This window comes from Delftia sp. 11MD (assembly GCF_050907895.1).
Taxonomy (GTDB): domain Bacteria; phylum Pseudomonadota; class Gammaproteobacteria; order Burkholderiales; family Burkholderiaceae_C; genus Comamonas; species Comamonas tsuruhatensis.
On record NZ_CP194333.1, the window covers coordinates 1,585,249 to 1,598,561 of the forward strand.

At 64.2% G+C, this 13,313-nt stretch carries 14 protein-coding genes; 5 read left to right on the forward strand and 9 right to left on the reverse strand.

What is annotated here, in order from left to right; all coding sequences use genetic code 11:
- Positions 1-219 precede the first annotated feature (219 nt).
- The 6 genes from asd to ACRSCF_RS07165 form a co-directional block, all read right to left on the reverse strand.
- A complete protein-coding gene (gene asd, locus ACRSCF_RS07140; protein ID WP_034363802.1) occupies positions 220-1,332 on the reverse strand; it encodes an aspartate-semialdehyde dehydrogenase in 1,113 nt (370 codons plus the stop codon).
- Positions 1,333-1,707: 375 nt separating this feature from the next.
- On the reverse strand, positions 1,708-2,778 hold the full coding sequence (leuB, locus tag ACRSCF_RS07145; RefSeq protein ID WP_016447764.1) for a 3-isopropylmalate dehydrogenase: 1,071 nt from the start codon (positions 2,776-2,778) through the stop codon (positions 1,708-1,710).
- A 96-nt stretch (positions 2,779-2,874) separates the two neighbouring features.
- Entirely contained in the window at positions 2,875-3,528 is a 654-nt protein-coding gene (gene leuD / locus ACRSCF_RS07150) for a 3-isopropylmalate dehydratase small subunit (RefSeq protein ID WP_016447763.1), read from the reverse strand.
- A gap of 20 nt (positions 3,529-3,548) precedes the next feature.
- Positions 3,549-3,674: an entericidin A/B family lipoprotein gene (locus tag ACRSCF_RS07155; protein WP_012207035.1), complete on the reverse strand. Its 126-nt coding sequence runs from the start codon at positions 3,672-3,674 to the stop codon at positions 3,549-3,551.
- Between the two features lie 26 nt (positions 3,675-3,700).
- Entirely contained in the window at positions 3,701-5,122 is a 1,422-nt protein-coding gene (gene leuC, locus ACRSCF_RS07160) for a 3-isopropylmalate dehydratase large subunit (protein ID WP_209801667.1), read from the reverse strand.
- Positions 5,123-5,187: 65 nt separating this feature from the next.
- Positions 5,188-6,132 carry a LysR substrate-binding domain-containing protein gene (locus tag ACRSCF_RS07165; RefSeq protein WP_016447761.1) on the reverse strand — a complete coding sequence of 315 codons (945 nt, stop codon included), beginning with the start codon at positions 6,130-6,132 and terminating at the stop codon, positions 5,188-5,190.
- Positions 6,133-6,373: 241 nt separating this feature from the next.
- Here ACRSCF_RS07165 and ACRSCF_RS07170 point away from each other — a divergent pair, with 241 nt between their 5' ends.
- On the forward strand, positions 6,374-7,630 hold the full coding sequence (locus ACRSCF_RS07170) for a tetratricopeptide repeat protein (RefSeq protein WP_227468439.1): 1,257 nt from the start codon (positions 6,374-6,376) through the stop codon (positions 7,628-7,630).
- A gap of 69 nt (positions 7,631-7,699) precedes the next feature.
- On the opposite strand, the gene dnaJ is transcribed toward ACRSCF_RS07170, so the two are convergent.
- The 3 genes from dnaJ to grpE all read right to left on the reverse strand — a co-directional run bounded on the left by dnaJ (position 7,700) and on the right by grpE (position 11,549).
- Positions 7,700-8,839, reverse strand: coding sequence for a molecular chaperone DnaJ (dnaJ, locus tag ACRSCF_RS07175; RefSeq protein WP_432675428.1), 1,140 nt, complete (start codon positions 8,837-8,839; stop codon positions 7,700-7,702).
- Positions 8,840-8,939: 100 nt separating this feature from the next.
- The gene (dnaK, locus tag ACRSCF_RS07180) at positions 8,940-10,889 is read right to left on the reverse strand and encodes a molecular chaperone DnaK (RefSeq protein ID WP_016447758.1); all 1,950 of its coding nucleotides are present in this window, start codon (positions 10,887-10,889) and stop codon (positions 8,940-8,942) included.
- Between the two features lie 114 nt (positions 10,890-11,003).
- Positions 11,004-11,549, reverse strand: a complete 546-nt coding sequence (grpE, locus tag ACRSCF_RS07185) for a nucleotide exchange factor GrpE (RefSeq protein WP_016447757.1) — start codon at positions 11,547-11,549, stop codon at positions 11,004-11,006.
- 302 nt (positions 11,550-11,851) lie between these two features.
- Here grpE and rpsF point away from each other — a divergent pair, with 302 nt between their 5' ends.
- From rpsF to rplI, 4 genes are read left to right on the forward strand one after another with little or no spacing between them, the layout of a single operon-like run.
- Positions 11,852-12,214 carry a 30S ribosomal protein S6 gene (rpsF, locus tag ACRSCF_RS07190; RefSeq protein ID WP_012207028.1) on the forward strand — a complete coding sequence of 121 codons (363 nt, stop codon included), beginning with the start codon at positions 11,852-11,854 and terminating at the stop codon, positions 12,212-12,214.
- Between the two features lie 26 nt (positions 12,215-12,240).
- Positions 12,241-12,531, forward strand: a complete 291-nt coding sequence (gene priB, locus ACRSCF_RS07195) for a primosomal replication protein N (protein WP_016451191.1) — start codon at positions 12,241-12,243, stop codon at positions 12,529-12,531.
- 18 nt (positions 12,532-12,549) lie between these two features.
- On the forward strand, positions 12,550-12,831 hold the full coding sequence (gene rpsR, locus ACRSCF_RS07200) for a 30S ribosomal protein S18 (protein WP_012207026.1): 282 nt from the start codon (positions 12,550-12,552) through the stop codon (positions 12,829-12,831).
- A 12-nt stretch (positions 12,832-12,843) separates the two neighbouring features.
- Entirely contained in the window at positions 12,844-13,296 is a 453-nt protein-coding gene (rplI, locus tag ACRSCF_RS07205) for a 50S ribosomal protein L9 (RefSeq protein ID WP_016447755.1), read from the forward strand.
- Positions 13,297-13,313 lie beyond the last annotated feature (17 nt).

A 13,313-nucleotide genomic window follows, 5' to 3' on the forward strand; every position in this document is an offset into this window, starting at 1 on the left:
GGATCGCAAGCGTCTGGTTGCCGGTGAACGCTGCCAGTTGTTGTCGAACGGCAACGAGAAGAAACACAATGTATCTTCGGTGATTGTAGGCAACCGCTTACAGTCAGGGGACAAGAGACTTGGGCATTGTGCCCAATCGCACAGGGTTTAAAGCCGAAAAAAGCGCCATGTCCCGGGCCAGGACATGGCGCTTTTTGTGTTGGCTCAAGCCGGCGGTGCTCAGGCGGCCAGCAGGATGCGCAGCATGCGGCGCAGCGGCTCGGCGGCGCCCCACAGCAGTTGGTCGCCGATCACGAAGGCCGACAGGTATTCGGGGCCCATGTTCAGCTTGCGCACGCGGCCCACGCCGACTTCCAGGCCGCCGGTGATGGCGGCGGGCGTCAGTTCCTTGACGGTAATGGCGCGTTCATTGGGCACCCACTTCACCCAGGGGTTGCCGGACTTGATGATGGCTTCCAGCTCCTGCAGGGGCAGGTCCTTCTTGAGCTTGAGGGTCAGCGCCAGGCTGTGGCAGCGCATGGCGCCGATGCGCACGCACAGGCCGTCGACGGGAATGGTCTGCTCCGTGCCCAGGATCTTGTTGACCTCGGCCTGGCCCTTCCACTCTTCCTTGGACTGGCCGTTGTCCAGCTGTGCGTCGATCCAGGGGATCAGGCCGCCGGCCAGAGGCGCGCCGAAGAATTCGGTGGGCACATCGGTGCGGATGGTCTGGGCCACCTTGCGGTCGATATCCAGGATGGCGGAGGCGGGCGTGGCCAGCTCGTCGGACACGGCCGCATGCACCACGCCCATGCCCTTGAGCAGTTCGCGCATGTGGTTGGCGCCGCCACCGGAGGCTGCCTGGTAGGTCATGGAGCTGACCCATTCCACGAGACCGGCCTTGAACAGGCCGCCCAGCCCCATCAGCAGGATGGAGTTGGTGCAGTTGCCGCCAATCCAGTTCTTGCCGCCCGCGGCGAGCTTGGACTGGATCAGGCCTTCATTGACGGGGTCGAGCACGATGACGGCATCGCCTTCCATGCGCAGCGACGATGCGGCATCGATCCAGTGGCCGTTCCAGCCCGAGGCGCGCAGCTGGGGGAAGACTTCCTTGGTGTAGTCACCGCCCTGGCAGGTGATGATGATGTCGCACTTGGACAGCTCGGCAATGTCGTTGGCATTGCGCAGCTCGGTGTGGGTCTTCGCCATGGCCGGGGCCTTGCCGCCGGCGTTGGAGGTGGAGAAGAAAACGGGCTCGATCAGGTCGAAATCGCCCTCTGCCTGCATGCGGTCCATCAGCACGGAGCCGACCATGCCGCGCCAGCCCACCAGGCCTACCAATTGCTTGCTCATTTTTGAAACGCCCTTTCAGTGTGAAAACAGTGCTGGATCAAGACTGTTGTCGCCCGGCTCGTCTGGGCCAGGTGAGGGCGCACGACGAACCGGGCTGGGTCAGCCTTTGATTGTCGTAATGGTTGTGGATGTGATTGCGCGCACGGCCACACCAGCCTGGGCGGCGGGTGCAATGTTCAGCAGGAGGAACGGGCGGGCGGCAAACATAAGAGCAGTCATTCTAGCGAATACGCCAGGAAAGAGAATGTCTGTTTGATGAATATCTTCGTCGAAATGGCGAAAAGCAGACGTCTGTTTTGACGCTTTGCCAAGTTCTGGAAAATCCTGGTCAGGCAGGGCAGCCGCAAGCCCGGAGGCTCGCGGCTGTCGTGGACGTCAGGCCAGCGCGGCCACCACGGCATCGCCCATCTCGCGGGTGGAGACCTTGGTCGTGCCTTCGCTGTGGATGTCGGCCGTGCGCAGGCCCTGGGCCAGGACCTTTTGCACGGCGGCTTCGATACGCTGTGCAGCAGCCTCCTGGTTCAGCGAGAAGCGCAGCATCATCGCAGCCGACAGGATGGTGGCCAGCGGATTGGCAATGCCCTTGCCCGCAATGTCGGGGGCCGAGCCATGGCTGGGCTCGTACAGACCCTGGCCCTTGGCGTTGAGCGAGGCGGAGGGCAGCATGCCGATGGAGCCGGTGAGCATGGAGGCTTCATCGGACAGGATGTCGCCAAACATATTGCCCGTGACCACCACGTCGAAGCGCTTGGGCTCCTTGACCAGTTGCATGGCGGCGTTGTCCACGTACATGTGGTCCAGTTGCACGTCGGGGTACTGCTGGCCCACCTCGGTGACCACGTCCTTCCAGAACTGGAAGGTTTCCAGCACGTTGGCCTTGTCCACGCTGGTCACGCGCTTGCTGCGCTTTTGCGCGGCCTGGAAGGCCACGTGGGCGATGCGCTCGATCTCGGGCTTGGAGTAGCGCATGGTGTCGAAGGCTTCCTCGGCGCCGGGGAAGTGGCCGTCGGTGGCCACGCGGCGGCCGCGCGGCTGGCCGAAGTAGATGTCGCCGGTCAGCTCGCGGATGATGAGGATGTCCAGGCCTGCGACCAGTTCGGGCTTGAGGCTGGAGGCATGGGTCAGCTCCGCATAGCAGATGGCCGGGCGGAAGTTGGCAAACAGGCCCATGTGCTTGCGCAGGCCCAGGATGGCCTGCTCGGGGCGCAGCGGGCGGTCCAGCGTGTCGTACTTCCAGTCGCCCACGGCGCCGAACAGCACGGCGTCGGACTCCATGGCCAGCTTCAGCGTGGATTCGGGCAACGGGTGGCCGGCAGCTTCGTAGGCAGCGCCGCCCACGGGGGCCGTCTGCATGTCGAAGTCCAGGCCCAGGGCGCCCAGCACCTTCACGGCTTCCGCAACGATTTCGGGGCCGATGCCATCACCGGGCAAGACTGCGATTTTCATGGTGTTCCTTTTGAGAGACTGTTCGGATGGTGGAAGGCCGCCGGCGGCTGGTTCAGCAACGCCTGCGGCCCATTGATGCGCGCAAGTGGAGATCGATCAGCGCTGCACCAGCGTGTGGGCCAGCCAGGGCTTGGTGGCCAGGCGCTCGGCCTCGTAGGCGCGGATCTTGTCGGCATGGCGCAGGGTCAGGCCGATGTCGTCAAAACCGTTGAGCAGGCAGTACTTGCGGAAGGCAATGACGTCGAAGGGGATCTCCTCGCCCTGCGGGCGCACGATCACCTGGCGGTCCAGGTCGATGGTCAGCTCGTAGCCGGGGAAGGCCGCGATCTCGTTGAACAGCATGTCGATCGTGGCTTCGGGCAGCACGATGGGCAGCAGGCCGTTCTTGAAGCAGTTGTTGAAGAAGATGTCGGCGAAGCTGGGTGCCAGGATGGCGCGAAAGCCGTACTGGTCCAGGGCCCAGGGCGCGTGCTCGCGGCTGGAGCCGCAGCCGAAGTTCTTGCGTGCGACCAGGATGGAGGCGCCCGCATAGCGCGGCTGATTGAGCACGAAGTCGGGGTTGGGCTTGCGCGAGGCCGGGTCCTGGCCGGGTTCGCCATGGTCCAGGTAGCGCCACTCGTCGAACAGGTTCACACCGAAGCCGGTCTTCTTGATCGACTTGAGGAACTGCTTGGGAATGATGGCGTCGGTGTCGACGTTCTCGCGGTCCATGGGGGCGACAAGGCCCTTGTGCACGGTGAATTGTTGCATGGCAGTATCGAATTCAGGGTTCAGCGGGCGGCGCGTTCGATGGCGCTGCCCGCGCTTTGCACGTCCTGGCCAATGCCCTTGACGGTATTGCAGGCGGCCAGGGTGAAGGCCAGGCCGATCAGGAGGATCGAGAAGGAAGGCTTCATGGTGTGCTGGCGGGGCAGTTGCGGGTTCAGGAGAATCTGCGGATGTCCACGAAGTGGCCGTGGATGGCGGCGGCTGCAGCCATGGCGGGGCTCACCAGGTGGGTGCGTCCGCCCGCGCCCTGGCGGCCTTCGAAGTTGCGGTTGCTGGTGGAGGCGCAGCGCTCGCCGGGCTCCAGGCGGTCGGCGTTCATGGCCAAGCACATGGAGCAGCCGGGTTCGCGCCATTCAAAGCCTGCCGCCTTGAAGATCTGGTCCAGGCCTTCGCGCTCGGCCTGCTCCTTGACCAGGCCCGATCCGGGCACCACCATGGCCAGCTTGATGTTGCGTGCCACCTTCTGGCCCAGCTTCTTGACCACGGCGGCGGCTTCGCGCATGTCTTCGATGCGGCTGTTGGTGCACGAGCCGATGAAGACCTTGTCCACGAAGATGTCGTCGATGGCCTTGCCGGGTTCCAGCGCCATGTAGGTCAGCGCGCGCTCGATGGCGCCGCGCTTGCTGGCATCCTTTTCCTTGTCGGGGTCCGGCACGCGGGCATCCACGCCCAGCACCATTTCGGGCGAGGTGCCCCAGGTGACCTGCGGCACGATGTCGCTGGCCTGCAGCTCGACCACGCGGTCGAACTTTGCGTCGGGGTCCGAGTGCAGCGTCTTCCAGTAGGCGACGGCGGCGTCCCACTCGGCGCCCGTGGGCGCCAGCGGGCGGCCCTTGACGTAGGCGATGGTCTTGTCGTCCACGGCCACCAGACCGGCGCGTGCGCCGCCTTCGATGGCCATGTTGCAGACCGTCATGCGACCTTCCATGCTCAGGTCGCGGATGGCCTCGCCTGCGAACTCGATGGTGTAGCCCGTGCCGCCGGCCGTGCCGATCTTGCCGATGATGGCCAGCACGATGTCCTTGGCCGTGATGCCGGGCGCCGCCTTGCCGCTGACGTTGATCAGCATGTTCTTGGCCTTCTTGGCCAGCAGGGTCTGGGTGGCCATCACGTGCTCGACTTCGGAGGTGCCGATGCCGTGGGCCAGTGCGCCGAAGGCCCCATGCGTGGACGTGTGGCTGTCGCCGCAGACCACGGTCATGCCGGGCAGGGTGGCGCCTTGCTCGGGACCCATGACGTGGACGATGCCCTGGCCCTTGTCCATGAAGGGAAAGAAGGCCGCAGAGCCGAACTCGCCGATGTTGGTGTTCAGCGTGGTGATCTGTTCCTTGCTGATGGGGTCGGCAATGCCGTCATAGCCGCGCTCCCAGCCGTCGGTGGGTGTGTTGTGGTCGGCCGTGGCCACCACCGAGCTGATGCGCCACAGCTTGCGGCCGGCCATGCGCAGGCCTTCGAAGGCCTGGGGGCTGGTGACTTCGTGCACCAGGTGGCGGTCGATGTAGAGGACGGCGGTGCCGTCATCCTCGGTGTGGATGACATGCTCGTCGAAGATCTTGTCGTAGAGGGTGCGTCCCATGGCGTTCTCGAATGGTTGGTGTCGTGGGGAAATTCTTGGATGTGCATCCGGCGGGCAAGGGGCCTTCAGGATGCGCTGGCCGGCGGGCTCAGGTGCTCCACCAGCAGGCGGGCCGTAACGGGTAGCGCGTCGAAGTCGCGCGCCACGATGCTCAGCTCGCGCCGTGCCCAGTCGTCGCTGAGCTCCAGGGCGCGCAGATGGCCCACGCCGTGCATGAGCTCGAAGGCGCGGTCGGGGATCAGTCCCACGCCCAGGCCGTTGTCGATCATGCGGCACATGGCATCCAGGCTGGTGACCTGGATGCGCTGGTGCAGCGCATGCCCGGCCTGGGCCGCAGCCGCACGCATGGCCAGGCTGATGGAGGAGCCGGCCTGCAGGCTGACGATGTCCCATTCGAGCACATCGGCAAAGGCCACGCTGTCGCTGTGCGCCAGCGCGTGCTGCTCGGGCACCACGACGACCAGCCGGTCCTCGCGGTAGGGGCGGTGCTGCAGCGCGGGAGTGGCCTGGCCATTGCCCAGCGGCATGTATGCCATGGAGCAGATGCCGATGTCGGCCGTGCCTTCCTGCACCGCCGCCAGCACGGCGGGGCTGAGCTGCTCCTGCAGGTCGATCTTGACCTGGCCATGCTTGCGCGCGAAGACGCCCAGGTCTTCCGGCAGGAACTGCACGATGGCCGACATATTGGCGTGGATGCGTACATGGCCGCGCACGCCATCGGCGTACTCGGACAGCTCGCCCTGCATGCGCTCCAGGCCATACAGCACGTTGCGCGCGTGGTGCAGCAGGCTTTCGCCGGCAGGAGTGAGTGTCACGCCACGGCTGTGGCGATACAGCAGGGCCGTGTCCACGGTGGCCTCGAGGTCGGACAGGCGCTTGCTCACCGCCGAAGCGGCGATGAACTCACGCTCTGCCGCTCGTCCGATGCTGCCAAGTTCGCAGACAGCCACGAACAGCTGCAAGGAGGTAAGGTCTATGCGCCGTGCAAAACTGCGCTCTGAATTCTTCATGTGGTGGGGTTCAGGCTTCTCATTAGGAGAAGTTGAATGGATTTTCTCGCACAAGTCATCGATCTGTCATCTTCAAGCGCGATGTCTTTGGTGATGTCGTGCGATTTCATGGAGATGGGGGTCATGCCTCGTGGCGATGGCTGCGGGCAGCCATGCCCGCCGGAACGCCGGTTGCATACTGAAAGAATTTGTCAATCTTTGCGCCAGTCGCCTGCATGGATTGCTGCAAAAATAAGAGCATATGAACGATCGATACCCGACGGGCCTGCGAGCCCTGCCTGCAGGCCTGTCATTGCTGCTGGCCGCAGCCCTGTCCTGCATGGCCGTCCCGGCGTCTGCCAAGCCGCAGCCACCAGCGAAGAACACGGCCAAGAGCGGCGCGAAGGCCCCCGCCAAGCCTGCGGCCAAGGCAGCTGCGAGGCCGACAGGCAAGATCGCCGTCAAATCCAAGGGCAAGCCGGCACCTGCCACCACCCGCAGCGCACCTGCCAAGGCGGCCGCCGCTGCAGGCGTGGTGGGCGGCGCTGCCGCAGCGGGGGCTGCAGCTGCAGCCGCAGGTGGCGGCGTGTCCAAGGGTGAGTCCGGCCTGAGCGCTGCCGAGCTTGCAGCGCTGCAGCAGCATGCCGAGCAGGGGGAGGCCAGCGCCCAGTACGCGCTGGGCTCGCTGTACAAGCGCGGCCAGGGCGTTGCCCTGGATGCGGAGACTGCCGCCCGGTGGTATGAGAAATCGGCCCAGCAAGGCTATGCGCCGGCTCAGTCCGACCTGGGTTTGATGTACGCCAATGGCCGTGGCGTGGTGCGCGACGATGCGCAGGCTGTGCAGTGGTATCGCAAGGCTGCCGAGCAGGGTGACGCCGTGGCACAGAACAACCTGGGCCTGATGCTGGCCGAGGGGCGCGGAGCCGCCAAGGATCCCGTCCAGGCCGTGCAATGGTTCCAGCGCTCTGCCGAACAGGGGGAGGCGGCCGGCCAGTACAGCCTGGGCGTGATGTATGCCACGGGCCGGGGCGTGGCCGAGGATGTGGCGCAGGCGCTGCGCTGGTTTGTGGCGGCGGCAGGCCAGGGCCATGTCGATGCGCAATTCAACGCCGGCATGCTCTATGCCGAGGGTGGCGTGGTCGATCGCGACATGGCGCAGGCCGCACACTGGCTGGAGAAGGCGGCCGAGCAGGGCAGTGCCGCAGCCCAGTCCAACCTGGGCGTTCTGTATGCCAATGGCCAGGGCGTGCCTGCCAGCGACAAGCAGGCCGCGCGCTGGCTGGAGCGTGCCGCCCAGCAGGGCGACGCGCTGGCGCAGTCCAATCTGGCCAGCCTCTATTCCTCGGGCAAGGGCGTGGAGCGCAGCCCGTCGCAGGCCTATTTCTGGATGCTGCTGGCAGCGGGCAAGGACAGCTCTCTGGCGGCCAAGCGCGACAGCATGGCCCAGCCGCTGAGCGCGGCAGAGCGCGCACGTGCCGAGCGGCAGGCGGCGGCCTGGAAGGCCAAACCCGCTCCCTGAGTCCTGTTGAGGATGCACCAATGAAAAACGCCTCGGAAGAGGCGTTTTTGTTGGGGGCTCAGTGCTGCATCAGCTGAAGAAGCTCTTGAGCCTGTCGGTCCAGCTCTCGCCGCTGGGCGAATGCTTGGCGCCGCCCTTCTTGAGCGATTCCTCCAGCTCGCGCAGCAGCTTGCGCTGGTACTCGGTCAGCTTGACGGGCGTCTCGACCACGATGTGGCAGTACAGGTCACCGGGGTAGCTGGAGCGCACGCCCTTGATGCCCTTGCCGCGCAGGCGGAACTGCTTGCCGGCCTGGGTGCCTTCGGGGATGTCGATGGCCGCCTTGCCCGAGAGGGTGGGTACCTCGATCTCGCCACCCAGCGCCGCCGTGATGAAGCTCACGGGCACGTTGCAGTGCAGATCGTCGCCATCGCGCTCGAAGATGTCGTGGTCCTTGATGCGGATCTCGATGTAGAGATCGCCTGCAGGCCCGCCATTGGTGCCGGGTTCGCCATTGCCCGAGGAGCGGATGCGCATGCCGTCGTCGATGCCTGCGGGAATCTTCACTTCCAGCGTCTTCTGGCGCTTGACCTTGCCCTGGCCGCCGCAGCTGGTGCAGGGTTCGGGAATGATCTTGCCGGTGCCTCGGCAGTGCGGGCAGGTCTGCTGCACGCTGAAGAAGCCCTGGCGCATCTGCACGCTGCCCATGCCGTTGCAGGTGGTGCAGGTCTTGGCGCTGGTGCCGGGCTTGGCGCCGCTGCCGTGGCAGGTGTCGCAGCTGTCCCAGCTGGGGATGCGTATCTGCGCATCCTTGCCGTGGGCGGCTTCCTCCAGCGTGATCTCCATGGCATAGCTGAGGTCGTTGCCACGGTAGACCTGGCGGCCGCCACCTGCGCCGCCGCGCCGCCCGCCCTGGGTGAACATGTCGCCGAAGATGTCGCCAAAGGCTTCGGCAAAGCCGCCAAAGCCTTCTGCGCCGCCGCCCATACCGCGGTTGGGGTCCACGCCTGCGTGGCCGTACTGATCGTAGGCCGCGCGTTTGTTGCTGTCGGAGAGCATCTCGTAGGCCTCCTTGGCCTCCTTGAATTTCTCTTCCGCCTCGCGTGCGGCATCCCCCTGGTTGCGGTCAGGGTGGTACTTCATCGCCAGCTTGCGATAAGCCTTCTTGATGTCGTCGTCCGAGGCGTTCTTGGCAACGCCGAGGACCTCGTAAAAATCGCGTTTGGACATGGTGTTTGCTAGCCAGTCAGTGAGAACAGGAACGCCGCGTCAGCCCCTTGGCAGGGCCGAGCGCGGCGGCAAGCGGTCGTCAAGGGACCACGCGCTGGGTTCAGTCCTTCTTGACTTCCTTGACTTCGGCGTCGACGACGTTGTCGTCAGCGGCTGCAGCACCGGCCGAGGCGCCTGCAGCACCGGCGGCTGCTGCGGCGGCGGCTGCCTCGGGGGCGCCCGCTGCCTGTGCATCGGCGTACATCTTCTCGCCGAGCTTCTGGCTGACTGTCATCAGCGCCGTGGTCTTGGCGTCGATGGCGTCCTTGTCCTCGCCCTTGAGCGCTTCTTCCAGGTCCTTGACGGCGCTCTCGATGGCGGTCTTCTCGCCAGCGTCGAGCTTGTCGCCATGCTCGCCCAGGCTCTTCTTGACGCTGTGCACGGCAGCTTCGCCCTGGTTGCGGGCCTGGACCAGTTCCAGCTTCTTCTTGTCGTCGGCGGCGTTCAGCTCGGCGTCCTTGACCATTTTCTGGATCTCTTCCTCGGACAGGCCGGAGTTCGCCTTGATGGTGATCTTGTTTTCCTTGCCCGATGCCTTGTCCTTGGCGGACACGTTCAGGATGCCGTTGGCGTCGATGTCAAAGGCCACTTCGATCTGGGGCACGCCACGCGCGGCCGGCGGGATGCCTTCGAGGTTGAACTCGCCCAGCATCTTGTTGCCCGAAGCCATTTCGCGCTCGCCCTGGAACACCTTGATCGTCACGGCAGGCTGGTTGTCGTCGGCCGTCGAGAAGGTCTGTGCGAACTTCGTCGGGATGGTGGTGTTCTTGGTGATCATCTTGGTCATCACGCCACCCAGCGTCTCGATGCCCAGCGACAGCGGTGTCACGTCCAGCAGCAGCACGTCCTTGCGGTCACCCGACAGAACCTGGCCCTGCACGGCGGCGCCCACGGCCACGGCTTCGTCGGGGTTCACGTCCTTGCGGGGATCCTTGCCGAAGAATTCCTTGACCTTTTCCTGCACCTTGGGCATGCGGGTCATGCCGCCGACCAGGATGACGTCATCGATGTCGGACACGGACACGCCTGCGTCCTTGATGGCCGTGCGGCAGGGCGCAATGGTGCGCTCGATCAGGTCCTCGACCAGGCTTTCCAGCTTGGCGCGGGTCAGCTTGATGTTCAGGTGCTTGGGACCCGAGGCATCGGCCGTGATGTAGGGCAGGTTGATGTCGGTCTGGGCCGAGTTCGACAGCTCGATCTTGGCCTTCTCGGCGGCTTCCTTCAGGCGCTGCAGCGCCAGCACGTCCTTGGACAGATCGACGCCCTGTTCCTTCTTGAACTCGGTGATGATGTAGTCGATGATGCGCTGGTCGAAGTCTTCGCCGCCCAGGAAGGTGTCGCCGTTGGTCGACAGCACTTCGAACTGCTTTTCGCCGTCCACATCGGCGATTTCGATGATGGACACGTCGAAGGTGCCGCCGCCCAGGTCATACACGGCGATCTTGCGGTCGCCCTTGTCGGTCTTGTCCAGGCCGAAGGCCAGGGCCGCCGCCGTGGGTTCGTTGATGATGCGCTTGACTTCCAGGCCGGCGATGCGGCCGGCGTCCTTGGTGGCCTGGCGCTGGGCGTCGTTGAAGTAAGCGGGCACGGTGATCACGGCCTCGGTCACGGGCTCGCCCAGGTAGTCCTCGGCGGTCTTCTTCATCTTGCGCAGCACTTCGGCGGAAATCTGCGGCGGGGCCAGCTTCTGGCCGCGCACTTCCACCCAGGCGTCGCCGTTGTCGGCGCGCGAGATGGTGTAGGGCATCAGGTCGATGTCCTTTTGCACTTCCTTCTCGTCGAACTTGCGGCCGATCAGGCGCTTGGCGGCATAGATGGTGTTGCGGGGGTTGGTGACCGCCTGGCGCTTGGCCGAGGCGCCGACGAGGATCTCGCCGTCTTCCTGGTACGCAATGATCGACGGCGTGGTGCGCGCACCTTCGCTGTTCTCGATCACGCGCGTGGTGTTGCCGTCCATGATGGCCACGCAGCTATTGGTGGTGCCCAGGTCAATACCGATGATTTTTCCCATTTTGAGTTCTCTCCGCGTTCTGTGAAATGTTTGAATGACTGCTAACTTGTGGCCGGCTCGCGCAGCTTCAAGGGGCTTGTCCCCTTTTTTGTCAGTGCTGCCGTGAGTGCCCGCTTACTGGGGCTGGGCCACGGTCACGAGGGCCGGGCGCAGGATGCGGTCGGCGATCAGGTAGCCCTTTTGCAGCACCGATACCACGGTGTTGGCTTCCTGCTGTGCAGGCACCATGCTGATCGCCTGGTGCAGGTTGGGGTCGAATTTCTCGCCGGCAGCCGGATTGATGGTCACGACCTTGTTGCGCTCAAGGGCCGAGGTCAGCTGGCGCAGCGTGGCGTCGGCGCCTTCGCGCAGCTGTTCCGGCGTGGCCTGTTGAATGGCCAGGGCGGCATCCAGGCTGTCGCAGACAGGCAGAAGGCTTTCGGCAAAGCTCTCGATGCCGAATTTGCGCGCCTTGGAGACTTCGTCTTCTGCGCGGCGGCGCACATTCTCGGCCTCGGCCTTGGCGCGCAGGAACTGGTCTGCCAGCTCGGCGCTCTTGGCCTTGAGTTCGGCCAGCTCGGCCTGCAGGCGCTGCAGCTCGTCGGCTGCATTGGCCGCCATGGCGGCTTCGATTTCTTCCGGGGCTGCGTCTTGCAAGGGGTTGGAGTTTTGTTCAGACATGGATAGAGACTTCAGCTACAAAACAAAGCGGTCGCCAGACTGGAGGCCAGGCGATTGCACGATCTTGAATCGAGATGCGAGCGGATCGGTGTATTTTCAAGGGCTTTGTGCATGTGCATCCGCGCGGCAGAGGTACACGGTGAGGGCAAAAGCCGGGCGACGGGGCAAAAGCCCCACACAGATCCGGGGTCTCGGGCAGTGCGAAGTGTACAGATGGAAGAGGGCTGCGCTAGAATCCAATGCTTTGCCTTGCCGCACCGCTACAAGACGCAGTGGGCGGCGTTTTCCCAAAAGGAGTCGATATGCGTCATTACGAAATCGTTTTGTTGATCCACCCGGATCAGAGCGAGCAGGTTCCCGCCATGCTGGAACGCTACAAGGGCATGATCACCGCTGGCGGTGGCAAGGTCCATCGCGAAGAAGACTGGGGCCGTCGCCAACTGGCTTACATGATCAACAAGCTCGCCAAGGCCCACTACCTGTGCCTGAACATCGAAGCCGACCAGGCTGTGATGGCTGAGCTGGAGCATGCCTTCAAGTTCAACGATGCCGTGCTGCGTCACCTGACGGTTCAGAAGAAGAAGGCCGATACGGCTCCTTCCTCGATGATGAAGACCGTCGAGCGTGAAGAGGCCCGCAAGGCCAGCCAGACCGAACAGGCCTGAGCCCAGCCCTGTCAGAACCTGAAGGAGTGGAGAACCACGTTGTACTGACGGCCGCCATCGCAGAGCTTCAAGCACTGCGCTACACGCCGGCAGGGCTGCCAGCCCTTGAACTGCGACTCGAGCATGCGTCGCGGCAGAAAGAGGCGGGAAGCGAGCGCAGCGTGACGGCATCTGTCAAGGCGGTGGCCTTTGGCGCGCTGGCTGAAAAGCTGGCCCGCCAGGCGCTCGGCAGCCAGTGGAAGTTCCAAGGCTTCCTGGCAACGCCCCGCAACGGCAAATTGCTGGTTCTTCACATCCAGGACATTCAACAAAACTAATTTTCAAGAGGTCCAGAAATGGCCACGTTCAAGAAATTCAACAAGGACAAGCGCCCCAAGCGCAACACGCAGTCGCTGCTGTTCAAGCGCAAGCGCTTCTGCCGCTTCACCGTCGCCGGCGTCGAAGAAATCGACTACAAGGATGTGGACACCCTGCGTGACTTCATCGGTGAAAACGGCAAGATCGTCCCCGCTCGCCTGACCGGCACGCGCGCCATCTACCAGCGTCAGTTGAACACTGCCATCAAGCGCGCCCGCTTCCTGGCTCTGGTTCCTTACTCTGACCAGCACAAGATCTAAGGAATACAACCCATGCAAGTCATTCTGCTCGACAAGGTTGTGAACCTCGGTGGCCTCGGCGATATCGTCAAGGTCAAGGACGGCTACGCCCGCAACTTCCTGATCCCCACGGGCGCTGCCCGTCGCGCCACGGCTTCCGCCAAGGCCGAGTTCGAAGCCAAGCGCGCCGAACTGGAAAAGCAAGCGGCTGAAAAGCTGGCTGCTGCCCAGCAACTGGGCGAAAAGCTCAACGGCGTGAACGTCAAGCTGACCCAGAAGGCTGGCGTTGACGGCCGCCTGTTCGGTTCGGTGACCAATGCCGACATCGCCGAAGAACTGACCAAGGCCGGTTTCGCCGTTGCCAAGTCGCAAGTTCGCCTGGTCAACGGTCCCATCAAGACCGTGGGCGACGCCACCGTGGTCGTGGCACTGCACACCGACGTCAGCGTCGAAGTGTCGGTGTCGGTCTACGGCGACCACTCCTGATCCGGGGCTTGTTCCGT